Annotated in this window: 22 protein-coding genes; 11 read left to right on the plus strand and 11 right to left on the minus strand. The window is 60.9% G+C overall.

Annotated elements, in window-relative coordinates; translation table 11 throughout:
• Window positions 1-46 precede the first annotated feature (46 nt).
• Complete coding sequence (locus tag EDF70_RS12005) at window positions 47-382, plus strand: hypothetical protein (protein ID WP_132273525.1); 336 nt, start codon at window positions 47-49, stop codon at window positions 380-382.
• Here the strand turns inward: EDF70_RS12005 and EDF70_RS12010 are convergent.
• The 3 genes from EDF70_RS12010 to EDF70_RS12020 are packed head-to-tail and all read right to left on the minus strand — an operon-like array spanning window position 367 to window position 3,037.
• Window positions 367-1,557, minus strand: coding sequence for an NAD(P)/FAD-dependent oxidoreductase (locus tag EDF70_RS12010; protein WP_132273526.1), 1,191 nt, complete (start codon window positions 1,555-1,557; stop codon window positions 367-369). The genes EDF70_RS12005 and EDF70_RS12010 overlap by 16 nt on opposite strands.
• A 33-nt stretch (window positions 1,558-1,590) precedes the next feature.
• The gene (gene mazG / locus EDF70_RS12015; RefSeq protein WP_132273527.1) at window positions 1,591-2,424 is read right to left on the minus strand and encodes a nucleoside triphosphate pyrophosphohydrolase; all 834 of its coding nucleotides are present in this window, start codon (window positions 2,422-2,424) and stop codon (window positions 1,591-1,593) included.
• Window positions 2,425-2,449: 25 nt separating this feature from the next.
• Window positions 2,450-3,037 (minus strand): nucleoside deaminase, encoded by a 588-nt coding sequence (locus tag EDF70_RS12020; protein ID WP_132273528.1) that lies wholly within the window; start codon window positions 3,035-3,037, stop codon window positions 2,450-2,452.
• 351 nt (window positions 3,038-3,388) lie between these two features.
• Here EDF70_RS12020 and cysG point away from each other — a divergent pair, with 351 nt between their 5' ends.
• The 5 genes from cysG (at window position 3,389) to EDF70_RS12045 (ending at window position 8,312) form a co-directional block, all read left to right on the plus strand.
• The gene (gene cysG / locus EDF70_RS12025; RefSeq protein ID WP_132273529.1) at window positions 3,389-4,831 is read left to right on the plus strand and encodes a siroheme synthase CysG; all 1,443 of its coding nucleotides are present in this window, start codon (window positions 3,389-3,391) and stop codon (window positions 4,829-4,831) included.
• The gene (locus tag EDF70_RS12030; protein WP_132273530.1) at window positions 4,828-5,142 is read left to right on the plus strand and encodes a DUF2849 domain-containing protein; all 315 of its coding nucleotides are present in this window, start codon (window positions 4,828-4,830) and stop codon (window positions 5,140-5,142) included. The genes cysG and EDF70_RS12030 overlap by 4 nt, the downstream gene beginning before the upstream one ends.
• An 18-nt stretch (window positions 5,143-5,160) precedes the next feature.
• Window positions 5,161-6,834 carry a nitrite/sulfite reductase gene (locus EDF70_RS12035; RefSeq protein WP_132273531.1) on the plus strand — a complete coding sequence of 558 codons (1,674 nt, stop codon included), beginning with the start codon at window positions 5,161-5,163 and terminating at the stop codon, window positions 6,832-6,834.
• A 3-nt stretch (window positions 6,835-6,837) separates the two neighbouring features.
• Complete coding sequence (locus EDF70_RS12040) at window positions 6,838-7,365, plus strand: DUF934 domain-containing protein (protein WP_132273532.1); 528 nt, start codon at window positions 6,838-6,840, stop codon at window positions 7,363-7,365.
• 134 nt (window positions 7,366-7,499) lie between these two features.
• Window positions 7,500-8,312: a ferredoxin--NADP reductase gene (locus tag EDF70_RS12045; protein ID WP_132273533.1), complete on the plus strand. Its 813-nt coding sequence runs from the start codon at window positions 7,500-7,502 to the stop codon at window positions 8,310-8,312.
• Window positions 8,313-8,470: 158 nt separating this feature from the next.
• On the opposite strand, the gene EDF70_RS12050 is transcribed toward EDF70_RS12045, so the two are convergent.
• The 4 genes from EDF70_RS12050 to EDF70_RS12065 all read right to left on the minus strand — a co-directional run bounded on the left by EDF70_RS12050 (window position 8,471) and on the right by EDF70_RS12065 (window position 14,752).
• On the minus strand, window positions 8,471-8,686 hold the full coding sequence (locus EDF70_RS12050; protein ID WP_132273534.1) for a hypothetical protein: 216 nt from the start codon (window positions 8,684-8,686) through the stop codon (window positions 8,471-8,473).
• 165 nt (window positions 8,687-8,851) lie between these two features.
• Complete coding sequence (locus EDF70_RS12055; RefSeq protein ID WP_132273535.1) at window positions 8,852-9,595, minus strand: GDSL-type esterase/lipase family protein; 744 nt, start codon at window positions 9,593-9,595, stop codon at window positions 8,852-8,854.
• A 111-nt stretch (window positions 9,596-9,706) separates the two neighbouring features.
• Entirely contained in the window at window positions 9,707-12,655 is a 2,949-nt protein-coding gene (uvrB, locus tag EDF70_RS12060) for an excinuclease ABC subunit UvrB (protein ID WP_132273536.1), read from the minus strand.
• A 78-nt stretch (window positions 12,656-12,733) separates the two neighbouring features.
• The gene (locus EDF70_RS12065; protein ID WP_132273537.1) at window positions 12,734-14,752 is read right to left on the minus strand and encodes an EAL domain-containing protein; all 2,019 of its coding nucleotides are present in this window, start codon (window positions 14,750-14,752) and stop codon (window positions 12,734-12,736) included.
• 281 nt (window positions 14,753-15,033) lie between these two features.
• On the opposite strand from EDF70_RS12065, the gene EDF70_RS12070 reads away from it, so the two are divergent.
• Window positions 15,034-16,608, plus strand: coding sequence for a DUF1800 domain-containing protein (locus EDF70_RS12070; protein ID WP_132273538.1), 1,575 nt, complete (start codon window positions 15,034-15,036; stop codon window positions 16,606-16,608).
• Window positions 16,605-17,789, plus strand: a complete 1,185-nt coding sequence (locus EDF70_RS12075) for a DUF1501 domain-containing protein (protein ID WP_132273539.1) — start codon at window positions 16,605-16,607, stop codon at window positions 17,787-17,789. The genes EDF70_RS12070 and EDF70_RS12075 overlap by 4 nt, the downstream gene beginning before the upstream one ends.
• A 289-nt stretch (window positions 17,790-18,078) precedes the next feature.
• Here the strand turns inward: EDF70_RS12075 and EDF70_RS12080 are convergent, their stop codons facing one another.
• Complete coding sequence (locus EDF70_RS12080) at window positions 18,079-18,885, minus strand: methyltransferase domain-containing protein (protein WP_132273540.1); 807 nt, start codon at window positions 18,883-18,885, stop codon at window positions 18,079-18,081.
• Between the two features lie 268 nt (window positions 18,886-19,153).
• Between EDF70_RS12080 and EDF70_RS12085 the strand changes: the two genes are divergently transcribed.
• Both EDF70_RS12085 and EDF70_RS12090 read left to right on the plus strand, forming a co-directional pair.
• Window positions 19,154-21,400 (plus strand): OmpA family protein, encoded by a 2,247-nt coding sequence (locus EDF70_RS12085; RefSeq protein ID WP_245519126.1) that lies wholly within the window; start codon window positions 19,154-19,156, stop codon window positions 21,398-21,400.
• A gap of 164 nt (window positions 21,401-21,564) precedes the next feature.
• Window positions 21,565-22,188, plus strand: a complete 624-nt coding sequence (locus tag EDF70_RS12090) for a hypothetical protein (protein ID WP_132273542.1) — start codon at window positions 21,565-21,567, stop codon at window positions 22,186-22,188.
• On the opposite strand, the gene EDF70_RS12095 is transcribed toward EDF70_RS12090, so the two are convergent.
• From EDF70_RS12095 to EDF70_RS12105, 3 genes are all read right to left on the minus strand, one after another.
• A complete protein-coding gene (locus EDF70_RS12095; protein WP_132273543.1) occupies window positions 22,131-22,691 on the minus strand; it encodes a GNAT family N-acetyltransferase in 561 nt (186 codons plus the stop codon). The genes EDF70_RS12090 and EDF70_RS12095 overlap by 58 nt on opposite strands.
• Entirely contained in the window at window positions 22,688-23,173 is a 486-nt protein-coding gene (locus EDF70_RS12100) for a GAF domain-containing protein (protein ID WP_132273544.1), read from the minus strand. The genes EDF70_RS12095 and EDF70_RS12100 overlap by 4 nt, the downstream gene beginning before the upstream one ends.
• Window positions 23,174-23,250: 77 nt before the next feature.
• Entirely contained in the window at window positions 23,251-24,120 is an 870-nt protein-coding gene (locus EDF70_RS12105) for a PhzF family phenazine biosynthesis protein (RefSeq protein ID WP_132273545.1), read from the minus strand.
• A gap of 386 nt (window positions 24,121-24,506) precedes the next feature.
• Here EDF70_RS12105 and EDF70_RS12110 point away from each other — a divergent pair, with 386 nt between their 5' ends.
• Window positions 24,507-25,532, plus strand: coding sequence for a hypothetical protein (locus EDF70_RS12110; RefSeq protein ID WP_132273546.1), 1,026 nt, complete (start codon window positions 24,507-24,509; stop codon window positions 25,530-25,532).
• Window positions 25,533-25,540: the final 8 nt, after the last annotated feature.

Below are 25,540 nucleotides of genomic sequence, written 5' to 3' on the forward strand. Positions count from 1 at the left end.
ACGCGGGCATTTCTACGTTAAGCGGCGGCTGTTTTCGAGGAATGTGATGAACGATCTCAAGATCCGTCTGATGGGCGTATTGCTGCTGGCCATCGGCATCGTTCTTGGCTGGCATGGGGTGCTGCGGCCGATGGAAAAAGCGTGGGCGGGCGTGGCGGAGGTCAATTACCAGCCGAATGTCTTTTTGCTCGTTCCGGCCTCACTGATATTTGGAATCGGTTTCGCGCTTTATGGTAAGCGCCTCAATTATCGCAATGCTGACAGGCAGACGCTGACGGCCCTGGGATGGCTGATGTTCGCGGTCGTGGCAGTGCTGACCGCCGGCGGCTACTGGTATTTCAAGCAGCAGCTCGCAGCGGTCGGTTATCAGTCGACGCGCTGATCGAAGCCGATCCTCTTCACCGGATCGAGAAATTCTCCCGTGACAAGCCGGCTGATCAACTGGCGCATCAGCGGTAGCTGCGTTGTCGGGGCAATGGCGATGTCGCGGATGACCGGCAGAATTTTGCTGTCGGACTGATAGAAGGGCGTCATCACCAAGCTCAGTGTCTGGTAGAGCCAGATGTGCAGGCGGCGTTGCCTGAGATGCAGGTCGAGCGCATCCTCGATCGTTGCGGATCGCTCCAGCGCCGTTATCAGGGAGGCGGCGTCGAGCAGGGCCATGTTGGCACCCTGGCCAAGCTGCGGGCTTGTCGCATGCCATGCGTCGCCGATGCGCAGCAGGCGACGGCCGGCGATCGGCTTGCGGGTATGATGACGGTAGCGCGCATGCACCGGTTCGGCGATCTCGGCAAAGGGCACCGTCTCCGGCCACATTTTTGCGACTTCGGCGATCCAGACATCGCGGCCGGAATTCCGCCAGGCGTCGATATCCTGATTTCGGAGGCTCCAGAAAAACGTCGCCATTTTTGACGCGCCGTCGCGGGCAGTGCCGACCGGCAGCACGCCGGCCATGCGGCTGGCGCGAAAATAACGCTGTTCCAGTTCATGCGGATGAAACGGACCATCTTCCGGCCACGGCACGGTTGCCCAGAGGGCGCCGTAACCGAGTTCCTTCGATGCGATGTGCCCAATCGGCGAATTGGCGCCCATGCCGTCGATGGCGAGATCCGCGGGCGGCGTTACGCGGCCGCCTTCCAGAACGATTGTCGGCCTTTCGCCACCGGTCATGTCCACGGCTTTCGACGAGGTCTCGAAAGTTACGCCGGCCGACACTGCCGCTTTGAGAAGAATATCGAACAGGGCGACGCGCTGGATGGCGATGCCGTGCCGCGCCTTGCCGTAGCCGATTTCCAGAACCGTCCTGTTCGATCCCGCAAGCTTGCCATGCATGCGGTTGATGACGGCGCCGCGTGCCGCCGCCTTGTCGAGCAGGCCCATATGCGACAGAACGGTTGCCCCGGTCGGCTGTAGCACGAAGCCGGAGCCGACCGGTTGCGGTGCGGCCATCTGGTCGTAGATGACGACCTTTGCGCCACGGCTGGCCAGCATGGCGGCAAGCGACAACCCGCCAATGCCCGCGCCGGCAATGGCGATCTCGAGTTTTTCAAATCGCATGCTGGTGGCCTGTCGTGATCATGTCGTCTTGGCTCACGTCAGTTCTCGCTCGATCGCCTTGGCCGCCTGCCAAAGCTCTTCCATCTTCTCCAGCGATGCCGCCTCGAGCGTCTCATTTCGTTTCTCAAGAGACGTTTCGATATGGTTGAATCGGCGACGAAACTTTGTGTTGGTGCCGCGCAGGGCATTTTCCGGATCGGCACCGACATGGCGGCCGATATTGACCAGAGCAAAGATCAGGTCGCCGAGTTCGTCGCTGACGGATTCCGGCTTGCCGGCCTTCATCGCCTCGCGCAATTCGCCGATTTCTTCCTCGATCTTGTCGAGGATCGGTTCCGCCTCGGACCAGTCGAAACCGACACGGGCCGCCTGTTCCTGCAGTTTCAGGGCTTCGGTCAGTGCGGGCTGGCTGCGCTGGACGCCGCCGAGATGGCCGGCCTTGAAGTCTTCCGTGATGCCACGCTTGGCACGTCGTTCGGCACGATCGCGCTTTTCCTGTTTCTTGATGGCGTCCCATTGCAGTTTTACGGCTTCCGGTGTGTCGGCATCGGAGCGGGCAAACACATGCGGGTGGCGGCGGATCATCTTTTGGGTAACTGCCTCGACGACGTCGCCGAAGCCGAACTCGCCGGCTTCTTCGGCGATACGCGAATGGAAGACCACCTGCAGCAGAAGGTCGCCGAGTTCATCGCAGAGATCGTCCATGTCCTTGCGCTCGATCGCGTCGGCCACCTCATAGGCTTCCTCGATCGTGTAGGGCTTGATCGTCTCATAGGTCTGGACGATGTCCCAGGGGCAACCCGTTTCGGGATTGCGCAGCGCCGCCATGATCTCGATCAGCCGCGAAATGTCCTGCGATGCTTCCATGCCAATAAATCCTTCGAACGTCGCTTCAGCGAAGCGGAATGCTGTTATCGGCCTTGGCCGATTGGTAAAGGCCGGACAGGCTGTCGTAGATCGACCTGATCAGCGTCGTCTGCTCCCTGAGCTGTTTGCGCAGTGGCTTGTCTTCGGTCTCGACCAGATCGCCGATATAGTAGGAATGCCAGAAGGCGTTGTTTCGCCGATAGCCGCCCGGCTCCAGTCCAAACACCTCCTTGAGGATCTTCAGATCATGCGGGATGGCGAAAGCGTCGCGCGAATCCTCGTGGCTGAAGAAATAGTAGAAATTGTCGAAACCGGCCCATGTGATCGCCGACATGCACATCGTGCAGGGTTCATGGGTGGAGAGAAAGATCAGTTCCTTCGGATCGAACTTTTCCTTCAATTCATGAAAACGTTTGAGTGCATGGATTTCGCCATGCCAGAGCGGGTTTTCCGTCTCGTTATTGGTTTCGGCGATGACTAGCGACAGGTCGGACTTGCGCAGGATGGCGGCGCCGAACACCTTGTTGCCGGCAGCAACGCCTTTTGCCGTTAGCGGCAGGATGTTATGCTCGATGACGTCGAGCAGGCGTGGTGCCAGTGTCTTTGCGGCCATGATCGAAGCTCCGGTTATTGCGCCGCACCTTAGAACATGTCTCGGGCAAGTGTGCAGCGGTTTTGCCCTTTGGATTTGCATAACAACAGGAAATCCCGTCGGCTCGCAATTTAAGCGGCAAAGCCTGATCAAATCGCAGGTTGCGGCATTGCGGCCAAAGGCTAGGCGCTTTAATCCGCAACTTTCAATTCTCGGCATCGCCGCCTGCAAAAATGGATGGCGGTTGCTTTTACTCAGCCTGAGCGGTTGCGGAGTAGGAAAATGTCGGCATTCTGGTTTCTGCGCACGCCCTTTTCTTCTAAGGAACGGCGAAATCGCGCTAAATTGCAATTCGCAATAGATGAGTTGGCAATGAGCAGTGAAAACGCACGCCTGAATGTTTTTCCCGCCTTCTTCCGGGTGTCCGGTAAGACTGTTGCGGTTTTCGGCAATGGTGACGAAGCCTTCGCCAAGGCACGTCTTCTGAGGAATACCGACGCCACGATCGTCGCTTACGCCGCCGAGCCGGAAGCCGAATATGCGGCTTTCCTGGCTGAGCAGCACATCGCCACCCGTCATCTCGATTTTTCGCCTGAGCTTCTCGATGGCACCACGCTGGTTTTTGCCGCGACCGGTGATGCCGCACTGGATCGCCGCATCGTGGCCGCCGCCCGCGAGCGCCGCATTCCGGCTAATGCCGTCGATCAGCCCGAAGTCTGCGATTTCTACACGCCGGCTCTCGTCAGCCGCGCGCCCGTTGCAATTGCGATCGGCACCGAAGGGGCAGGGCCGGTTCTCGCCCAGATGATCCGCGCCCGTATCGACCAGATGCTGTCGCCTTCGCTCGGCCGCCTTGCCACTCTTGCCGCCGACTATCGTGACGCCGCCGAAAAGCTGGTGCCGCGTGGCGTGGCGCGCCGCATTTTCTGGCGCCGGTTCTTTTCCGCAAGCGTTGCCGATGCGGTCGATGCCGGCGATATCGCCACTGCGCGCCGCACCGCCAATGCGCTTCTGTCCGCCGATAACAGTGTTTCCGGCCATGTCTGGCTGGTGGGTGCTGGTCCGGGTGCCGAAGACCTTTTGACGTTGCGCGCCCAGCGCGTGCTGATGGAAGCCGATGTGATCGTTTACGACGCCTTGGTGCCGCAGGCGATCGTCGATATGGGTCGCCGCGATGCCGAACGTATTTCAGTCGGCAAGCGCAAGAACGCGCATTCGAAGACGCAGGGCGAGATCAACGATCTGCTGGTCGAGCTCGGCAAGGCCGGCCAGCGTGTTGTGCGCCTGAAATCCGGTGATCCGCTGGTTTATGGTCGTGCGGCCGAAGAAATGGACGCGTTGCGCAAGGCCGGCATTTCCTATGAAATCGTGCCCGGCATCACCTCCGCCTTTGCCGCCGCTGCCGATTTCGATCTGCCGCTGACGCTGCGCGGTGTTGCTTCCTCGCTGATCTTCACGACCGGTCATGACCTGACCGGCGACACGCTGCCCGACTGGGCAAGCCTTGCGGTCAACGGTGCCACGGTTGCCGTCTATATGGGCCGCACGGTTGCCGCCTCCGTCACGGATCGTCTGATCGAAGCCGGTCTTTCGCCCGATACGCATGTGGCCGCGATCGAAAACGCCAGCCGCCGGGATCGCCGGCTGTTTCATGGCCGTCTCTCCGATCTGCCAGATCTGGAGCTGCGCGACGAACTGACAGGCCCTGTCATGGTGATCATCGGCGACGCCGTTGCCGGTGCGAATTTGCAAAAGTCCGAGCCGATGGCGGTGGGTATCGTCACGGCACGCGAAGGAATGGGATCAAAACAATGACTGACAAGGTTTTGACTGCCAACCGCCTGTCCGACGGCATTGCCGTCTGGCTGGACGCGACCGGCCAGTGGAACGAACGCCTGCAGGATGCGCTGGTGGCGCGCCATGCGGAAGCCGTCACTTCGCTGGAAGCCATCGGCAAGCGCGATTTTGTCGATAACCGGGTCGTCGATGTGGCCGTTGTCGATGTGCAGGAGATCAATGGCCAGCTCTGGCCGGTTCGTCTGCGCGAGCGCATCCGCGCCCAGGGGCCGACCATGCATTACGCTACCGGTTACGGCACCGCCGACCCGGCCTTCATCGCAGTCTGAGTTTGATCCGGGACCGTCATGTATCGTTACGATGAATTCGACCACGCTTTTGTTGCCGACCGCGTGGAGCAGTTTCGCGATCAGGTATCGCGCCGTCTGTCGGGTGAACTGGCCGAGGATGCGTTCAAGCCGCTGCGGCTGATGAACGGTGTTTATCTTCAGCTGCATGCCTATATGCTGCGCGTCGCCATTCCCTATGGCACGCTGAATGGCAAACAGATGCGCATGCTGGCGCATATCGCCCGTAAATATGACCGCGGTTACGGCCATTTCACCACCCGCCAGAACATCCAGTATAACTGGCCAAGGCTTTCGGACACACCGGACATTCTGGCCGAACTGGCAAGCGTGGAAATGCACGCGCTGCAGACGTCCGGCAACTGCATACGCAATGTCACCGCCGACCACTTTGCTGGTGCTGCTGCCGACGAAGTGGCCGACCCGCGCCCTTATGCGGAAATCCTGCGCCAGTGGTCGTCGGTTCACCCGGAATTTTCGTTTCTTCCGCGCAAATTCAAGATCGCCGTGACCGGTGCCGAGCGCGACCGTGCCGCCATTCAGGTCCACGATATCGGCCTGCATCTGAAAAAGAATGCGGCTGGCGAGATCGGCTTTGCCGTTTATGTCGGTGGCGGACAGGGTCGCACGCCGCTGATCGCCAAGAAGATCAAGGACTTTCTGCCCGAGGCCGATCTCCTGACCTACATCACCGCGATCATGCGCGTTTATAACCTGCATGGCCGCCGCGACAACAAGTACAAGGCACGTATCAAGATCCTCGTGCATGAGACGGGTGTCGAGGAACTGACGCGGCAGGTCGAGGAAGAGTTTTCGCATCTGGCCGGCACCGAGTTGACGCTGCCTGTCGCCGATATCGAAGCCATCAGCGCCTATTTTGCGCCGCCCGCCCTGCCGGCGCGTGCCGAAGGCTGGGCGCAACTGGCGGGCTGGAAAAAGGCCGATGCCGGGTTTGCCCGCTGGGTGGATCAGAACGTCTGTCCCCACAAACATCCCGATTACGGGATGGTGACGATTTCGCTGAAACCGATCGGCGGCATTCCGGGTGATGCCTCGGATGTGCAGATGGATGCGATTGCCGATTTGGCCGAAGAATTCGGCAATGACGAAATCCGCATCAGCCATGAGCAGAACGTCATCCTGCCACATGTGGCGCTGGCCGATCTGGAGCCGCTTTATCGCGCGCTGCTGGCGCAGGGGCTGGAGACCGCCAATGCCGGGCTGATCACCGATATCATTGCCTGTCCCGGCCTGGACTATTGCGCACTGGCGAATGCCCGCTCGATCCCGGTGGCGCAGGAGATTTCCACCCGTTTTGGCGCGCCGGAGCGGCAGGCGGAAATCGGTGAGCTGAAGATCAAGATTTCGGGCTGCATCAATGCCTGCGGTCACCACCATGTCGGCCATATCGGTCTGCTGGGGGTCGAAAAGAAGGGCGCGGAGCTCTACCAGATCACCCTGGGTGGCTCTGGCGACGAACACACGTCGATCGGCGAGATCATCGGCCGTGGTTTCGAACCGTCCAAGGTGACGGATGCGATCGAAAAGATCGTCGATACCTATCTCGGACTTCGGCTGTCCAGGGACGAGATCTTTCTGGATGCCTATCGGCGCGTCGGGCCGCAGCCTTTCAAGGATGCGCTCTATGGCGATGCCAAGGCGGAGGCGGCTTGAAGCATGGCGACCGAACAAAAGATCTGGCGCGAGAGTGGTTTTGTCGACAACGATCCCTGGGTGATCGAGACAGACGAGGTGAAGGCGGGCGAGGGCCAGAAGGTTCTGCTGCCGCTGGACGCTCTCATCGCCAGGGCAGAGGAGAGCAACGATGTCGGTCTTGGCGTTGTGCTTTACCCGGCGGACGATGTGACGAAGTTGGAGCCCTATCTGTCGCGGCTGGACGTCGTGGCGGTGAGCTTTCCGGCCTTCAATGATGGCCGGGCGTTTTCGCAAGGCACGCTGTTGCGAGATCGGCTGGGTTATGGCGGAGAAGTGCGCGCCGTCGGTGACGTGCTGATCGACCAGGTGCCGCTGATGCTGCGGGTGGGGATCGACACGTTTGCTGTGACCAATGCGACGGCCATCAAGCGGTTGTCGGAAGGACGCCTGCCGGGTATCAACGAACATTACCAGCCGGCGGTGAAGGCAGCGGAAGCGGGCCAGGGCTATAGCTGGCGCCGCCGTGCACTGGCTGCGCAGCAGGCGTGACAAGCTGACCGCTTTGAAACCTGAGGATTTTGGTATAATTCCGAAAACCATTGAGGGTCTCTCCGTGATATGAGGGACTGGAGGGCGGCGCCGATGCGCCGCGAAACGATGACGAACGAGACTGGACCGGCCTAATGAACGCTCCCGCCAAGCCTGAAGAATTCGCAGCAAAAATCCCGGACGGTGTGTTTGCCGAGACGGTTTTGTCCGTCGAGCATTACACCGACCACCTTTTTCGCTTCCGCATGACGCGGCCGGCCGGTTACCGTTTCCGCTCGGGCGAGTTTGCGATGATCGGGCTGATGGTGGGTGAAAAGCCGATCTACCGTGCCTATTCGATCGCCAGCCCCGCCTGGGACGAGGAACTCGAATTTTTCTCGATCAAGGTGCCGGATGGTCCGCTGACCTCGCATCTCCAGAAGATCAAGCCGGGCGATACCGTGCTGATGCGCAAGAAGCCGACCGGTACACTGGTTCTCGATGCGCTCACGCCCGGCAAGCGGCTCTACATGTTTTCGACCGGCACCGGCATCGCGCCGTTTGCCAGCCTGATCCGCGACCCGGAAACCTATGAAAAATTCGAGGAAGTCATCCTCACCCATACCTGCCGCGAAGTGGCGGAGCTGAAATATGGTTTTGACCTCGTGGACGAGATCAGGAACCACGAATTCCTGTCGGAAATCGTCGGCGACAAGCTGAAACTTTATTCGACCGTGACCCGCGAAGACTACCCGTTCCAGGGCCGCATCACCGACCTCATCGACAATGGCAAACTGTTTGCCGATCTCGGTGTGCCGGCGCTCGACCCGGCGGTGGATCGCGGCATGATCTGCGGCTCGGCGGCGATGCTGAAGGACACCAAGGAACGTCTGGAACGCGCCGGCCTGACCGAAGGCGCCAACAACAAGCCGAGCGAGTTTGTCATTGAGCGGGCGTTTGTGGGGTGACGAGCGGTCGGGCGAAAGCCCGAGCAATCGATCCAGTGAATCGATTGCAGCGAGGAACGCCCTGAGCGTTAGCGAAGGGCCGGGCGCGGCCACAAAAACAAGCATACACGAAAAAGCCGCCGGATATGTCCTGCGGCTTTTTTTGTTCTGTGATGGTGTCAGCGCGCCGGAACGGCGGCGGGCGCTGGCGGTGCGGAAAGTTTGGAGGCGACCAGCTCGACGCTGCCGCGCACATGCACGGTCACCGGCTTGCCGCCGGACCCGGCCAAGGCCAGCGCGATGACGGAAACGTCTTCCTCGAATGTCGTGACATATAGGACCTGCGCCCGGTTCACGTAGATGGGCTGGTTATGGGTGTTTCTGAAGCCGATCATCGTGGCGGGACTCCTTGCAGGGTGGTGAAGGAGATATGGCATGAGGTTGGTTTATGGAGGGTGAATCTGCGGATGAGGAAGTGTCGGTTTTTGCGACCCATGCCCGTCTGTACGTTTCCAGCGGTCAAGATGAGCAGCAGGTGTTCTGGGCGCTGGTCGCGACTATCAGAACATGGAAATTGTCTCACCGGGAGGCGCAGGTGCTGTTTGCGTCTCGTATCGGGCGATCTCATCGCGCAGCGCGGTGGCGATGATCTGGTAACCGGCATCTTTCAGATGGATGCCGTCGGCGCTCAGTTCCGCACGTACGAGGCCATTGGTCGAGAGTGCGTCCGTCAGGTCGAGGTAGAAACAGCCGCTGCCGCAGGCCAGCCGCTGTTGCTCGCGCAGCAGCCGGATGTTGGCATTGATACTTGGTGTCGATGTGGGCGGGGGTGCCAGAAAAATGACGTGTTTCGCTCTCTTCTGCGCTTCAGCTAGAACGACACGGGTATTGGCGTCGCTTTCGGCAAGGCTCATATTGTCGATGTCGTTCGTGCCGATAGAAATGACGATGACCGAGGGCGCTATGTCATAACGGCCCAGCCGGTTGCGCAATTGCGACGACCGCTCGCCACCAATGCCGAGATTGGTGACATCGTTGCGATGCAGCAGTTTTGACCAGTCACCATATTGGACGTGGGAGTCGCCGATCAGTGTGATGTTATCGGAGATTCGGCTTTTGTAGATCGTATCGAGCGTGTCGTAAGAGGTGTTGACCGCTATATTATGACCAATAATATTTTGCTGAAGACGGACAGCGTATTGATAGGGAAAAATACGGGTTTGACCTACCATGATGCCGTAAAACACTGCAGAAAGACAAAGGAAGGCAAGGGCCAGTAGACGTAACACGATGTAGATCCCCATGACGAATTCATGGGAAGAAACTATACTGGAGTTTTTGCAGTGCAATAGCCATTTTCGGTCATGCGGTTTTTACCGTGGTCCAATGCCATCTTCCCAATGATCGGGGGAGGCCTACCGCCCCGGCCTCCCCGTCTTGCCCTTCGTCCGCCGCTTCTGTTGCTTGGCATCGCCCGCATCCTCATAACTTCCGGCACCGACCTTGCCGCGCACCAGCGGGCGAACATCGTCCTTGTCGGCGCGTTGCGGCTGGCCTTCCATCAGTGGCGAGAACCGTTTGCCGGGTTCGGTGACGGGTTTCTCAGGAAGTTTTCCGGTGGTCGGCTTTTCGGTGCGGCCGACGGTCATTTCGTCGAGGCTGTTGCGTCGGAAGAGGGAGTTGGCTTTCTCTTCATCCGTGGCTGTGGGTCCTCGGGTCAAGCCCGAGGATGACGACGGAGAGGTGGTGGGCGAGGATGACGAGCTTGCGTTTGCCGCGCCCTTGCCCTTCCGGCCGCCACCTTCCTGTGAACGTGCTTCGTCCCGCGCGATCGGGTCGTCCATGGTCGCCAGTTCGGCGGCCTTGAGGCGTTTGATTTCGTCGCGCAGGCGGGCGGCCTTTTCGAAGTCGAGATCCGCCGCAGCATCGCGCATAGATTTTTCCAGCGCGTTGAGATGGCTTTGCAGGTTGTTGCCGACCAGATGGCCGCCGTCTGCAAACCCCTTGCCGGATGCGCCGGAAATGTCGGCGCGGACGTGGTCGCGCTCATAGACCGAGTCGAGGATGTCGGAAATGCGGGCTTTCACCGATTCCGGGGTGATGCCGTGTTCGGTGTTGTAGGCGACCTGCTTTTCACGGCGGCGGGCGGTTTCGTCCATGGCGCGTTGCATCGAGCCGGTGATCTTGTCGGCATACAGGATGACCTTGCCGTCGACGTTACGCGCCGCACGTCCAATGGTCTGGATGAGGGACGTCTCCGAGCGCAAAAAACCTTCCTTGTCGGCGTCGAGGATGGCGACGAAACCGCATTCGGGAATGTCGAGGCCCTCGCGCAGCAGGTTGATGCCGACCAGCACGTCGAAGGCGCCGAGGCGCAGGTCGCGGATGATTTCGATGCGTTCCAGCGTGTCGATGTCCGAGTGCATGTAGCGCACGCGAACACCCTGTTCGTGCAGGTATTCGGTAAGGTCTTCGGCCATGCGCTTGGTGAGGACCGTGCAGAGGGTGCGGTAGCCTTTTTGCGCAGTTTCGCGGATTTCGCCGAGCACGTCGTCGACCTGGGAGCGGGCGGACCGCACCTCGACCGGCGGGTCGATCAGGCCGGTGGGGCGGATGACCTGTTCGGCAAACACGCCGCCGGACTGTTCCATTTCCCAATTGCCGGGCGTGGCCGACACGGCGACGGTGAGGGGGCGCATCGCGTCCCATTCCTCGAAGCGCAGCGGGCGGTTGTCCATGCAGGACGGGAGACGGAAACCGTATTCGGCCAGCGTCGCCTTGCGCCGAAAGTCGCCGCGATACATGCCGCCGATCTGGCTGACGGAGACGTGGCTTTCGTCGATGAACAGAAGGGCGTTGTCGGGGATGTATTCGAACAGGGTCGGTGGCGGTTCGCCGGGGCTGCGGCCGGTGAGATAGCGCGAATAGTTTTCGATGCCGGCGCAGGAGCCGGTGGCTTCGAGCATTTCGATATCGTAGCGGGTGCGCTGTTCGAGGCGCTGCGCTTCCAGCAGGCGGCCGCCCTTTTCCAGCTCGGCGAGGCGGATTTTCAGCTCGTCCTTGATGGATTTGATCGCGCCGTTGAGGGTGGGGCGCGGCGTCACGTAGTGCGAGTTGGCGTAGATTTTTACCGATTTCAGGTCGCCGGTCTTTTGGCCGGTGAGCGGGTCGAACTCGGTGATCGAGTCGATCTCGTCGCCGAACATCGAGATGCGCCATGCGGCATCTTCCAGGTGGGCGGGGAAGATTTCGATCGTGTCGCCGCGGACCCGGAACGAGCCGCGGATGAAATTGATGTCCTGGCGTTTGTATTGCTGGGCCACGAGGTCGGCGAGCAACTGGCGCTGGTCGAGCCGGTCGCCGACTTCCATCTGAAATGTCATGGCGGTGTAGGTTTCGACCGAGCCGATACCGTAGATGCAGGAGACCGAAGCGACGATGATGCAGTCGTCGCGCTCCAGCAGCGAGCGGGTGGCGGAATGGCGCATGCGGTCGATCTGTTCGTTGATCGAGGATTCCTTCTCGATGAACGTGTCGGAGCGCGGCACATAGGCTTCCGGCTGGTAATAGTCGTAATAGGAGACGAAATATTCGACCGCGTTGTCGGGGAAGAAATTCTTGAACTCGGAATAGAGCTGCGCGGCCAGCGTCTTGTTGGGGGCGAGGATGACGGCGGGGCGCTGGGTGGCCTCGATCACCTTGGCCATCGTGAACGTCTTGCCGGATCCGGTGACGCCGAGCAGGACCTGGCTGCGCTCGTTGTTGTTGATGCCCTCGACGAGATCGGCGATGGCGGTCGGCTGGTCGCCGGCGGGCTGGTATTCGGAATCCATGCGGATGTTGATGCCGCCCTCGGATTTTTCCGGCCGGGCAGGGCGGTGCGGCGTCCACAGTTTTCCGTCCTTGAAGAGCGGGTTGCCGCTTTCGATCAGTGCGGAGAGGGCCTCGACCGTGGCGGTGACGGCACCGGTGGCGAGATGTTCCGCCTCCTCCAGCGATACATCCATGCCGGCGACCGGATTGAGGCCGGCGGCGGCGCGGGTCTTTGGGTCGTTGGAGGCGCCGATCGAGACGCCGCGCGACGTCTTGCTGGCCGTCGTGTTCTTGGCAGTCTTGGGCTTTTCCTTCGCGGCGGCCTTGATGGCTTCCTCGCGGGCGGCGATCTCGATCTTCTTGCGGTGTTTGCCTGCCTTGGAGGCGATCTCGCGCTGCGTCTCGATGCCCGACAGTTCCGCCTCGGATTCGAGCTGCCTCACCCAGTCGGAAACGCTGCCTTCCAGCGGCGCGCCTTCGAACGATGACTGGGGAGCTTCCTCAAAACCGCTGGGTTTGGAGGGCAAGGGTTTTTTCGGAGATCTGGCCATGCCGCGAATATGGAGTGCGTTTTCTCCATTGTGAAGAGGGCGGGGCCATAAAACCAGTACAAAAAGTGAACCGGAGGTTCAGGTCTTGCGGCCGGCGCTGCGCTTGAAATCGACCTCTGTCGTGTTGGACGGGCGTTCGGCGATCCAGCCGGCGAGGCGTTCGGGCGGCATCGGCCGGGCGAAGAAATAACCCTGCGCGGTGTGGCAGCCGAGTTCCTGCAGGGCGGCTGCATCTTCGAAGGTTTCGACCCCTTCGACGAGCACGTCGATCGACAGCGACTGGCCGAGGCCGACAAGCGCGGAAACGATATTCTGGCTCTGGCGGCTGGAGGTGACGGCGGCGGCGATGCCGCGATCGATCTTCAGGCGGTCGACCTTGAGGCCGGTGAGATAGGTCAGCGAGGAATGGCCGGCGCCAAAATCATCGACGGCGAGCTTGTAGCCGGAGCGGGAAATGCGGGCCAGCTGATCGCCGATCATGTCGGTATCGAGCAGCGCTTCCTCGGTGATCTCGATTTCCAGCAGGGCCGGATTGATCTTGTGGCGGGCGACAATGGCATCGACGACATCGACGACGGAATAGACGGAAAGTTCGCGCGGTGACACGTTGATCGACACGGTGGCATGCGGCAGGCCCATGTCCGGCAGGCGCGTGAGCAGGCGGCAGGCGGCTTCGGCGATCGTGCCGGTCAGCCGGTCCGACTGGTGTGTGGCAAGTGCGGCCAGCACGATATCGGGTGGTGCGATGGGGCCGAGTTGCGGGTGGTGCCAGCGCACCAATGCCTCGAATCCGATAATGCCGCTTTCATCCAGCATGACCTGCGGCTGGAACCATGCCTCGACTGCGCCGCTGGTGATGGCGGCGCCGAGATCCTGTTCGATCTGGTGACGGCGGGTGGCTTCGGCGCGGAAATCCGGGTGGAATTCGCACCAGCGTCCGCGGCCGCTGTCCTTGGCGCGATACAATGCCATATCGGCGCAGATGAACAGCTCTTCCGCATTGGTGGCGTGATCCGGATAGATCGACAGACCGATGGACGTGCCGACGAGGCAGGACTGGCCGGCAATGCTGATGGGGCCATGGCTGCGTTCCAGCATGGCATCACATTGCTGGCGCGCGCGCTCCACAGCGTCGGTGCCGGAAAAGATGACCGCAAACTCGTCGCCGCCAAGACGCGCCAGAAGATCGGCGCCTTCGATGGAGCGGCGCATGCGGTTCGAGATATAGACGAGCAACGTATCGCCGACACTGTGGCCAAGCGTATCGTTGATCATTTTGAAGCCGTCGAGATCGAGCATCAGCAGCGCCAGCTGGCGACCGCTGCCATCGACGCAGCTTTCTATGCCTGCCGCCAGCGCCTCGTTGAAAGCTGTGCGGTTGGCAAGGCCGGTGAGCGGATCGCATTTGGCCAGATGTTCCAGCCGGGCATTGGTGCTGAGGATTTCGCTATTGGCCCTGGACAGGGATTCCGCCAGCGCCTTGGCCTGAACGGTGCCGCGCGTATTGCTGGCGAAAGTGACCTCAGACTGTTTGCTGCCGCGATAGAGAAGCAGTGTCAGTGCGGTGACGCAAAGCGCCAGCATCAGGCCGTGTATGCCCTGCGGCAGCAGTGAAACGATGACCGCTACATGCACCGGCAGCGCAAAGGCGAGCGGCGCGAGACTGTTGCCGGCGCCCATCAGCACCGTGGCTGCGGCAATGCCGAGCATCATCAGATAGATGCCGCCATCGACGCTGGTTGCATCGAAATCTGCGAACAGGAAGGGAAGGGCAGCCCATGTGCAGCCGGTGACGAATTTGCCGGCCGCGAGAATCAGTAGCGTCTTTTGCGGATTCGTACCGGCCAGATCACGGCGCATCATTCTGGCGGTCATTCCGCCCCTAACGATCAGCGTCAGAAGCAGTGTCGCCAGCCAGTATGGTGCAAGCGTATCGGTGCCGTGGCCCACCGTGGAAACGGCATAGGCGCAGCCAGCGATGACCGCATTGGTGGCGAGCATATAATACATCCGGTCCATGACCGAAGCCGCCTGTGCTTTTGCGATCTCCGACTTGATGCGGATTTCATTCTCGTCAGTCAGGAAGCGGCTTGGCATCCAGAATGTCTCATGTCCGTTTCAGCTCGGCAGCATATGCTCATGGTCGAATGAAAAAAACATTAATTGCGTCAATGGGTTAAAGGTGATTGGGTGTCTGATCTCGGCGGGAACGAATAAGCTTTTACGGCGTTTATATCCAAGGTTGTGCCTGCCCGATTTGTTTCACCCTATCACGCCGCATTACAAATCGTTCATGTAGGAAAATCCGCCTTAATCTGTTGCCGTTTGTGTCGCAGTGCTACATCACCCCTTGTCCACGGTTCGAAACGAGGTGCTCGATGACACTTTCCCGCCCCACCATGGCTGCCATACGATTTGGGTATGGCCTGAAGCCGGGTGAAGAAAATGCGCCGGCCAGCGCTGCCGATCTGATGAAGCAGGTCGAAAGAGGCGCCAAGGCAAAGGCGCGCTTTCCGCGGGAAGGGTTTGAAGGCAGGCGCGAGACGGCTTTGCGTCTTCTCTCTGTGCGGGCGGTCGAAGCAAAGACGGCACAGGCCGGAAAACCCAATCCGGAACTGCGGCGCGACACGCTGCGCGAGGCCGATCGCATGCTGCGGCGTGATTCGTTTGCGCGCATCATGCAGGCCGTGCATTCCCAGAACGGCTTTTTCGAACGGCTGGCGAGTTTCTGGGTCGATCATTTTTCCGTCAACGCCCGCAAGACCTACGCGATGCGGATGATCGTGTCCTTGTTCGAAGCCGAAGCGATCCGCCCGAATGTCGGCGGGCCGTTCGTCAATCTTCTGCATGCCGCAGTGCTGCATCCGGCCATGCTGTTCTATCTCGATCAGAACCGCTCGGTTGGACCGGAATCGCAGGCCGGTCTTCGCAACGGTACGGGTGTGAACGAAAATCTCGGCCGCGAGCTGCTGGAACTGCACACGATGGGCGCAGGCTCCGGATACAATCAGGACGACGTGCATGGCGCGGCATTGATCCTTACCGGCGTCACCGTCGATGCCCGCACGCTGGAAGTCGGCTATCGCCGCCAACGTGCGGAGCCTGGCCGCCTTTCGCTGCTGGGCAAGGTCTATGGCGAGGAAGGGCGTTCTGAAGCCGATCATGTGGCCATGCTTGACGATCTGGCCAGGCGGCCGGAGACGGCAAAACACGTATGCAGCAAGCTGGTGAAACACTTCATCGCCGACGAGCCGCCGACCGAGGTGGTGGAGGCGATGGTGGCGGCATGGACCGCAAGCGACGGCAACCTGACGGCGGTCTATCAGGCGATGCTGGATCATCCACGCGCCTGGGAGGGCGAGGGCCAGAAATTCAAGCAGCCTTTCGATTTTGTGGTTTCCGGTCTGCGGGCCATGGATGTCAAGGAAGCCGAACTGACGGCGCTGGCCAAGGCGCTGGATGACGAGGACGCCGAAGTGCCGGTGCGGCCGGACGAGGCCGAAGACGGCGATGACGTTGTGCAGGCGGAAAAGCCGGGACCGCGCGGCGCTGATATGGGACGTGCCGATGCAGCCGCTGCGACGAGTGATGCCGCAGCCGGAGACATCAAGAAATCCACCACCAAGGCCGCCGCACCAAAACCCGGTTTTGCACGTGCCGTGACCTTCGGGGCGCTGCGGCGCATGGGGCAGCCGGTATGGCAGCCGCCAAGCCCCGCAGGCTTCGCCGATGACATGGGCGCCTGGCTTTCACCCAGCCAACTGAGTGAGCGGATCGCCTGGGCGCGGCTGGCAGTGCGCGGGCTGGGCAAGGACCTCGATCCTCCCGGTTTTCTGGCCGCGGCACTGGCCGATGCAGCAAGGCCCGAAACGGCAAAGATTGTCGGGCAGGCGCCGAGCAAGGTGCATGGCATGACCATGGTTCTGGTTTCGCCGGAGTTCAACAGGAGATGACGATGGACGCTTCGACACGTTTTCAGCTGTCGCGACGCGGCTTTCTCGCTTCGGCCTGCTGCCTTGCGGCCATGCCGGTGATGACGCCGGTCAGTTTTGCCGCAACCCCCGGCGATGCGCGTTTCGTAACGATCATTTTGCGTGGCGCGATGGACGGACTTGATCTGCTGCAGCCCTATGGCGACCCGGCGTATGCCGGTCTGCGGCCAAAGCTGGCGCTGACGCCGGACACCGGGCTGACCGATCTCGACGGCCGCTTTGGCCTGCATCCGGCGGCGCAATCGCTGATGCCGCTATGGCAGGCGCGGGAGCTGTCCTTCGTGCATGCCGTCTCGACGCCTTACCGCGACCAGCGCAGCCATTTCGACGGTCAGGACATTCTTGAAAGCGGCGGTGCCGACAGGCGCGAGCGCAATGGCTGGCTGAACCGCACGCTGGCGGCCATTCCGCGCACGGCCAGTCGCCGGGCGATCGATATCAATACCTCGATGGAACTGATCCTCTCGGGACCCAACGATGTCGATGTCTGGTCGGCACAATCGGATGTGGCGCTGGCTGAAGACGAGGTGCGTTTTCTCGAGCGGCTTTACGAAGGCGATCCGAAATTTTCCAAGGCCTTTGCCGAGGCTGTTCGCACCGACATGTCCACCGATCCGCTATATGCCAGCGGCAAGCGCGGCACGGGCGTGGCGGATATGGCAAAACTTGCCGGCAGCCTGCTGGCCCGCGACTACCGCATCGGCAGCTTTTCGATCAACGGCTGGGACACGCATGTGAACCAGAAGGCGCAGTTCGCGCAGGTAGCCGGCACGCTGGCACTGGCGATCACCACGCTGAAGGAAAACATGGGAGCGGATGCCTGGGGCAAGACGGTGGTTCTGGCGATGACCGAGTTTGGTCGTACGGCGCGTGAAAACGGCAGCGGCGGCACCGATCACGGCACCGGCGGCGTGGCGGTTCTGGCCGGCGGCGCGGTGGATGGCGGCAAGATCTTTGGCACATGGCCGGGCTTGGGCGAAGACCAGCTTTACCAGGGCCGCGACCTGATGCCGACCGGCGATTTGCGCGAACTGGCTGCGGCGATGATCCATAAGCAATATGGCGTTTCGGCTGGCGATCTCACCACCAAGGTGTTTCCGGGCCTGAGTTTCGATACGGGTTCGGTGTATCTGCGGGGGTGAGGAATGGTCGGCGCAGCCGACGAAACGATCCAGTGAATCGTTTCGAATGACGAACGCCCTAAGCTGAAGCGAAGGGCCGGGATAGGGAGATAAAATTGCCCCTCACCAACAAAATCTATGACTTAGCTTCGCTAAGATCATGATTTTGTATCCTCTCCCGCAAGGGGAGAGGTAAAGATGCCGAGGTCGCCGCGGCCTGCCTCTCCCCTTGCGGGAGAGGATAGCAAGTCCGCGGGAGGCACAGCCGAGCGCTGGACGCGCTTGGTGAGGGGTATTTTTCCCCGACGTCTTACTTCAACCGTGCCACCACCAGATGGCCGGGGCTTGGCTCGCCATCCTGCATGCGCACGTTGATTTCCGACATTTCGATCACCTCGAAACCGGTCTCTTTCAGGCGGTCGAGGATGTAGCTTTCGGTGTGGACGAAACGCTGGTGCGGGCCGACGATATAGGGGCGGCCGTCGGTTTCCGGCAGGGTTTCCGACGAGAACACGAAAATGCCGCCCTTGACCATGTTTTCGGCGGCGCCGAAGAAGATCGGTTCCAGCGCGCCGAGATAGGGCAGCACGTCGGTGGCTGTGATCAGGTCAAACGCTTCGTCATCATTGTCCTCGAGAAAGTCCTCGACTTCGCCGACGTAAAGCGTCTCGTAAAGATCCTTTTCATGGGCGATCTGCACCATGTTTTCGGAAATATCCAGCCCGGTGATGTCTTCCGCCATGTCGCGCAGGGCGCCGCCGGTGAGGCCGGTGCCGCAGCCAAGATCGAGCATGCGCTTGAAAGGCCCAAGATCCAGCGACTGCAGGTGCTGGCGCACCATCATCGGCACGGTGTAGCCGAGCTGCTCGACGAGAATGTCTTCAAAACTTTCGGCGTGCTGGTCGAACAGGGTTTCCACATAGGCGTCGGGCGCGCGTGGTGGGGTTTCGCCGCGGCCCATGGAGGCGAGGCGGACGGCTGCGCCGCCGTGGTCTTCCGGATCAATGGCCAGCACGTCGGCATAGGCTTTGGCCGCGCCGTCGAGATCGCCGGACTTTTCCAGATCCAATGCGCGGTTATAGGCCTCGGCCAGGGCTTCCTCGTCGATCTTGGTCATGGCGCGTCCTTTTCCGGTGCCGTTGATATGGCCGCGCTTTTAGCGGGAATACGTGTTTTTGCAATGGCGGTCGGTATCGGCTGCCCAAGCTTTGCCTGAATGGCGCGTTCAGGTGGAGTTCAGCCAGTCATGCACAGGTTTGGCATGAACAAGTTTGGGAACAATTTTAATGGGTGGCCGTTGAGGGCTGCCCGGACAAGGCCAGGCTCCCGCAAGAGGAGTTTTGCTCGAATAAACTGCAGGGATGCGAGATTACCAAGGAGGTCCCATGTCGAAGAAACACCGTTTGCTGGCCGGCGTTGCCATGCCCGTGCTGTCGCTGTCATTGATCTGGCAGCCGGCACTGGCGGCACCCGTTGCGCCAGGCGCGATGGCCGTGCCGGCGCGCAGCGAAGTGATCCGCGTGCAGGATGCACCGGCTGCCGAACAGCCAATCCTGCCGCCGGGTGCAGCCCCTGCGGAAGAAGCGCCGGCCGAAAAGCCGCGCCGCGAACAGGCACCGGAAGCGGCTCCCGAGCCGCAGCGCCAGGAAGCGCCGGCACCCCAGCCGGAACCGCAGGCCGCTCCGCCGCAGGCGCGTGAGGCAGCGCCGGAGCCGGAAGCGCCGCGTCCGCGCCGCGAAGCCCCCGCACAGGAGGCGCCCGCCGCAGAACAGCCCGCTGCCGAACCGAGCCAGGAAAAGCCGCGTCAGCGTCCGCCACGCGAACCGGCCGCGAGTGCCGAGCAGCCGGCAGCTGAACAGCCGACCGAGCGTCCGGCCCGTAACAAGCAGAACAATGGTGAAGCCCAGCCGGGTGGTGAGCGCCCACGTGGCGAACGCCCGGCAGGTGAACGCCCTCGCGGCGAGCGTCCGGCGTCCGATGCACAGGCACCTGCCGAACGTCCGGTGGAGAAGCCCGCAGAGGCGCCTGCGGCAAAACCCGCACCGGCGGAAAAGCCCGCCGCTCCGGCAGAAGCCCCCGCATCCGCGCCCGCGGCACCTGAGGCTGCACCGGCTGCCCGTCCGGCGCGTCCTGCCGATGGTTCGCGACCGGCACGCCCGGCTCCGGGTGAGGCACCTGCCGCACCGGGTCAGGCAACTCCGGCTGCGCAGCCGGGCACGCCACCTGCGCCGGAAGGTGCTGCACCTGCTGCCCCCGGCCAGCCAGCGCCCGGTCAATCCGGTGCCACTCCGGCTGCTCCCGGTGGTGCGGCTCCCGGTCAACCCGCTCCGGGGCAGGCTGGCGAACTGCCGGCCGGGCCGCGCACGCCTGAAGAAATCGAACGTGCCAAGGCGATCGCGAAGGATCCGTCCTCTGCCACCGGGCCGGTCGTGCTGCCGGTTGAAAATGGCGCGGCCATCCTCGACAGCGCCAAGGAATATCCGTCGGCGCCTGCCGCGGCACCGGGCACCCCGCCGGTTGCCGGTCAGGGACAGCCGCGTGGTCCGCGCGAAGGTGGTCGTCCGCAGGGTGGCCCCGCCGGTGGTCAGCCGGGTGTTCCGGCCGTTGCCGCACCCGCCGGCCCGCCACCACCACCGCCGACATCGGATGCCGAAGCACAGGCGCTCGCTCCGGGTGAACGTCCGCGTCCGCCGATCAAGCTCGAAGCGGCCACGGCGGAACGTGGCGAGCGGCTGGATGGTCGTCCGCGTTTCGAACGTCCCGACGGTTTTCAGGAGCGTGGCGGCAACCGCGATGGCGGCCGTGTGATCCTGCAGTTCGACAACCGCACCATCGTGCGTCATGACGACAGCAGCCGTTTCTATGACGAGGGTTATCAGCCGGAATATGAACGCCTGCGCGGCGGTCGTACCCGCGAAATCATCGAGCGTGACAACGGCGTCCAGATCGTCACCATTCGCAACCGGTATGGCGATATCGTCCAGCGTTCGCGCATCGGCGATGATGGCCGTGAATACGTGCTCTATTATGCACCGGAACTGATGGAGGAGCGTGACCAGCCGCGTCGCTGGCGCGATCCGGGTCTCGACCTTCCGCCCATGCGCCTGACGGTGCCGCTGGACGACTACATCATCGACACCTCGACCGAGCCGGACCGGGATTATTACGAATTCCTGGAACAGCCGCCGGTGGAACGCGTCGAACGCGTCTATTCGCTGGATGAAGTGCGCTATTCGGCCCGTATCCGCGACAAGGTGCGCCGTATCGACCTCGATACGATTACCTTTGCGACCGGTAGTGCCGACATCCCGATGAACCAGGCGTCTTCGCTGCGCAAGGTTGCGGATGCGATCAAGGAAGTTCTCGACCGCGACCCGGCCGAAACCTTCCTCATCGAAGGCCATACGGATGCGGTCGGTTCCGATGACAGCAATCTGGTGCTCTCCGACCGCCGTGCGGAATCGGTGGCCCGCGTGCTGAGCGACGCCTTTGGTATCGCACCGGAAAACCTGGCGACGCAGGGTTATGGCGAGCGTTACCTGAAGGTGCGCACCGAAGCCGCGTCTCAGGAAAACCGTCGTGTCACCATCCGCCGCATCACGCCGCTGGTGAAGCCGGTGGCGCAGCGTTAAGGTCTGCGGTCAACATAAAAAGCCGCCGGCATCCTGGCCGGCGGCTTTTTGCTACGCATTAAAGCACGTGCCCGTTTTCGTGTCCGGCAATTGTCGCAAAAGTGGTTGTTGAGATTATTTGCGCTTGATGGTTGGTTGTCCCTGTTGAGGGGGCAAGGGCGTGCATGGCAGACAATCTGATCGTGACATGGGATATTTCGGGCGACGTGAGTGCCGCCCTGATCGCGGCGGTCGTCGCGCTGATACTGGCGATAGGGCAGGGCCTGTCAGCTCGAAAAAATCGTCAGAAGAACAACGCCATCATGCTGATACAGCTGATGGCGAGCGCCCCTCTTCACGAAGCGCGCAGCAAGGCGGCCGAATTCCTGCGCGTCGATCAGGGGGGCGATCTCGTGGAGGCGCTGCGCGCGCTCCCGCAAGTCGGGACAGTAGCTCGCTGTGGAATGTGTGAAGACTGCAAGACAGACGCCGGCCCGGAGCGAAGCATAAGTGCCGTCATCGGCTTTTATGAACTGGTCTACGGTCTGATCGGGACACGTGCCGTCGATCACAGAATGCTCAAGATGGCGTTTGGGCAAAGAACGGCGTTCTTTTACGAATACCTGTATCTCAAATACTGGTCAGACCGGCAGTCGGAATGGCGTTTCGCGCTCGACAAGCTCGGAAGGCTCAGGCACATCTGCGACGAGGACGCACTGGCCTACTTTGCGGACCAGCGACGACGCCAGCGTCAAAGGCGCTTGTCGAAGTCGACCGAAGTGTCTGTGCCTCCAGATACGGAGGGATAGGAAAACCGTCCGAATTCGTGGTAATTTCGGCTTTTCCAGAAGGCCAGCGTATCGGGCGTCTGCGCATCGGCGTGCAGATAGGCGATGTCATAACCGAGGGCGCGGGCGTCCGCCTCCAGAGCCGAGACGATACGGCTGCCAAGCCCTTTGCCGCGCAGGCTTGGTTCGAGATAGACGCGGGCGATCTGGCAGGTTTTTTGGTCGATGTAACGATCGGCGAGGCGGCGGGCGGTGCCGGGCTTGCGGGCGAGATTGTAAAACCCGCCGGTGGCGATGATGTTTCCCGCGTCATCGCGGACGATGCGAAAGCCGCCGGCGTTCCGGGGCGAATACCAGCCGTGTTCGATGTCCCCGGTCAGGCTGTCGAGATCGGCATGCCAGTCGCTGTTGTAATCGATACCGTAGAAATCGCGGATGATGCGCAGGCAGAATTGTCTGGCGTCATGGCCGGCATTTGTGTCTTCGGCAGAGACGAGGTCATCGATCGGATAAAGCGGGATCACGCGCTCGCCGTCACAAAGATTTCGGCGATGCGCTCGATGCCGGCCTGGTCTTCGGCATCGAAGCGGGCAGGGATCGGGCTGTCGAGATCGATCACGCCAATGACGGCGCCATCGCGCAGGATCGGCACCACCAGTTCCGAACGTGAAGCGGCATCGCAGGCAATGTGGCCCGGAAAGGCATGGACATCCTCGACGAGGATGGACTGGGCCTTTTCGACGGCGGTGCCGCAGACACCGCGGCCGACCGGAATGCGCACGCAGGCCGTCTTGCCCTGGAAGGGGCCGAGCACCAGTTCGCCCTCTTTCATCAGATAGAAACCCGCCCAGTTGAGATCCGGCAGCATCTGAAAGATCAGTGCCGACGTGTTGGCGGCATTGGCAATGAAATCACGCTCGCCATCGAGAAGGGCCGCCAGTTGCTGTGTGAGCTGGCGATAGAATTCCGGCTTGTTTTCGGTCTCGATCGCAGTGGTCTCGAACATGGCGGCTCCTCTCAATGACTGGTGAGGGCGGTTTAGTCTGCGGCGGCCGTCAGGGCAAGCTATCGAGCGCCATGGGCTTAGTAGCGAAGGATGCCTTCGGCGCAGGTGACGCACATGCCGCCAACCAGAACCTTGCCGTCACCGTCGATATCCACCGAGATCCGGCCATCGCGACCGACTTTTGACCCTTGTGATGCGGTATAGGTCATCCCGCCGGCAGAGGCGGACTCGTTGTTGAGGCGAAAATATCCGACGCTGCCATTGCCGGAGCCGCAGACCGGGTCTTCCTCCACGCCGCAGGACGGCGCAAACGAGCGCACCTCGATATCCGCATCACCACCGGCATGCGGACCAAACACGGTGACGCCGGTCGCATTCAGCTTTTTCTCGAAGGCGGCCGAACGGGCAAAATCCGGCTGCAGGGCGAGAACCGTCTCGGCATTGTCGAGTTTGGCAACGATCCAGACAGGGCCGACATTGATGGCGGCCGGCGGCTCGGATTTCGACACTTTGACGCCCAGAATACCTTCGAGTTCCTCGACCTCGATGTCCGACAGGGGCCGGATCTGGGCCGGCGGCATGGACAAGGTCAGCGTGCGCTCGGGGCCATTGCCGCTCACCGCGATATTGATAAGGCCGGCCGCGCATTCCTGCACCAGCACGCCATTGCGCGGCGAATGAAGGCCAGCCTCGAGAATGGCATGGGCGCTGCCGAGGGTGGGATGGCCGGCAAACGGCAGTTCGCTGCGCGGCGTGAAGATGCGAAGCCGGTAGTCGGCATTGGGATGGGTTGCCGGCAGCAGGAAAGTCGTTTCGGACAGGTTGGTCCAGCGGGCAATGGTCTGCATTTCCGTGTCGCTCAGCCCCTCGGCATCGAGGATGACGGCGACGGGATTGCCCATGAAAGGTTTGTTGGAAAATGCATCGACGACTTTGTAAGCGCGCATGGTTGGCCCCTGTTGCAACATGACGTCCAGCACTAGGACGATGGTGTCGCTCTGACAAATTCAAAGTGATTATGGCATTCATCACGTTTTGCGCACAGCGGGAACAGCCGTTCGCAGACGGCGGCGGTTGTTGTGCGTCGGGCGGCTGATACGTTATGGGCATTGTTGTTGATACTCGCCAACGAAGAGAGCCCGGTCGCATGCCGTTTTTTCGAAGCTTCTGCCGGTTCGCACACAGCCATGCGAATTCATTTCATCTGGTCGTTAAGGGCGGTTTGGTTCGCGGCGCTTTGGAGGGCAAGCTGTGAGTCAATATGCCTTTGGCGGTTGTTCGCCAAATCTCTTGTGTGTTCTTTGATCATCGTAATGAGGAGTTCGGTTAGCGCATGCTGGAAATAAATAGCGGGCGAATACAGAACCCGAAGACATTGATACCGGATGAGATCGCTCGAGAATGCGAAAAACGCGGGAAACTTGTCGTTCAATTCAGTACGTCCGACTCATACCCGACTGACATTCTGCTTGCACTGAACGAAGCTTGCCGGATTGCCAAGGATCATTTGCAGGTCCGCTTTTATGGCCATTACGGCACATTTTTCGATGCCAAAGTCGTTCGCCATCTGCCTGAAGCCCGTGATCTCGCTGTCGATTGCCTTAGAATCGAGAACGAAGATGAAATCGGACATCTCACAAATCTGATATCTTTGAACTTCGGTGTCTTCGAATTAGATCGGCCTGACTTTTTAAAAACACTGAGGCTTGGTCAATTGGAGAAGCTTGGCCTCATTGAAAACCGCAAGCGGAATTTCGACCTTTCGCCGCTGGCCGAATGTAAGTCACTGCAAAGTCTTTTCGTTAACGGCCACTCGAAGAATATCGATGTATTGGTGGGGTTGCAGCAACTCAGAAAACTGAGCTTAGGTGCCTACGCAAAGAAAAACCGGCTTGATTTTCTCAATGGCATGACGTCGCTCAAGGATCTGACACTGATCCTTGGTGGTCGTTCGGACATTAACGACCTGATGAGCGAAACGCTCGAAATTTTACAAATTCTCCGTGTGCAAGGCGTTGAGACACTGGGCGATCTGTCTCGTATGCCGGCGCTAGCTGCACTTCGGGTCGAAGACCAAATTAAACTCAGGCATCTAGATTTGACCGGAGCGAAACTGCAACGACTTGCGCTATTCAACTGCAAAAACCTGACGGAATTGTCGGGGCTGGATATGCAGGGTGATATAGAGGAATTCGCTGTCTCTCGCACGGCGCTCGATCTCGATAAATTGCGTGACAGGGACTGGCCTGTATCGGCGCGATCCGTGCGGCTTTTCTCGGGAAGCAGAAAATGGAACGATGCTGCCGAAGCTCAGATGAGCGCCCGGAATCTGAACCAGAAGCCTGACTACTGGTTTTAGCGTGATTA

Source organism: Neorhizobium sp. JUb45 (assembly GCF_004343585.1).
GTDB lineage: Bacteria > Pseudomonadota > Alphaproteobacteria > Rhizobiales > Rhizobiaceae > Neorhizobium.

Coding starts and splice junctions, on each gene's coding strand:
- EDF70_RS12005 (WP_132273525.1), top strand. CDS start 47: ATGAACGATCTCAAGATCCGTCTGATGGGCGTATTGCTGCTGGCCATC.
- EDF70_RS12010 (WP_132273526.1), bottom strand. CDS start 1,557: ATGCGATTTGAAAAACTCGAGATCGCCATTGCCGGCGCGGGCATTGGC.
- mazG (WP_132273527.1), bottom strand. CDS start 2,424: ATGGAAGCATCGCAGGACATTTCGCGGCTGATCGAGATCATGGCGGCG.
- EDF70_RS12020 (WP_132273528.1), bottom strand. CDS start 3,037: ATGGCCGCAAAGACACTGGCACCACGCCTGCTCGACGTCATCGAGCAT.
- cysG (WP_132273529.1), top strand. CDS start 3,389: ATGAGCAGTGAAAACGCACGCCTGAATGTTTTTCCCGCCTTCTTCCGG.
- EDF70_RS12030 (WP_132273530.1), top strand. CDS start 4,828: ATGACTGACAAGGTTTTGACTGCCAACCGCCTGTCCGACGGCATTGCC.
- EDF70_RS12035 (WP_132273531.1), top strand. CDS start 5,161: ATGTATCGTTACGATGAATTCGACCACGCTTTTGTTGCCGACCGCGTG.
- EDF70_RS12040 (WP_132273532.1), top strand. CDS start 6,838: ATGGCGACCGAACAAAAGATCTGGCGCGAGAGTGGTTTTGTCGACAAC.
- EDF70_RS12045 (WP_132273533.1), top strand. CDS start 7,500: ATGAACGCTCCCGCCAAGCCTGAAGAATTCGCAGCAAAAATCCCGGAC.
- EDF70_RS12050 (WP_132273534.1), bottom strand. CDS start 8,686: ATGATCGGCTTCAGAAACACCCATAACCAGCCCATCTACGTGAACCGG.
- EDF70_RS12055 (WP_132273535.1), bottom strand. CDS start 9,595: ATGGGGATCTACATCGTGTTACGTCTACTGGCCCTTGCCTTCCTTTGT.
- uvrB (WP_132273536.1), bottom strand. CDS start 12,655: ATGGCCAGATCTCCGAAAAAACCCTTGCCCTCCAAACCCAGCGGTTTT.
- EDF70_RS12065 (WP_132273537.1), bottom strand. CDS start 14,752: ATGCCAAGCCGCTTCCTGACTGACGAGAATGAAATCCGCATCAAGTCG.
- EDF70_RS12070 (WP_132273538.1), top strand. CDS start 15,034: ATGACACTTTCCCGCCCCACCATGGCTGCCATACGATTTGGGTATGGC.
- EDF70_RS12075 (WP_132273539.1), top strand. CDS start 16,605: ATGACGATGGACGCTTCGACACGTTTTCAGCTGTCGCGACGCGGCTTT.
- EDF70_RS12080 (WP_132273540.1), bottom strand. CDS start 18,885: ATGACCAAGATCGACGAGGAAGCCCTGGCCGAGGCCTATAACCGCGCA.
- EDF70_RS12085 (WP_245519126.1), top strand. CDS start 19,154: ATGTCGAAGAAACACCGTTTGCTGGCCGGCGTTGCCATGCCCGTGCTG.
- EDF70_RS12090 (WP_132273542.1), top strand. CDS start 21,565: ATGGCAGACAATCTGATCGTGACATGGGATATTTCGGGCGACGTGAGT.
- EDF70_RS12100 (WP_132273544.1), bottom strand. CDS start 23,173: ATGTTCGAGACCACTGCGATCGAGACCGAAAACAAGCCGGAATTCTAT.
- EDF70_RS12105 (WP_132273545.1), bottom strand. CDS start 24,120: ATGCGCGCTTACAAAGTCGTCGATGCATTTTCCAACAAACCTTTCATG.
- EDF70_RS12110 (WP_132273546.1), top strand. CDS start 24,507: ATGCTGGAAATAAATAGCGGGCGAATACAGAACCCGAAGACATTGATA.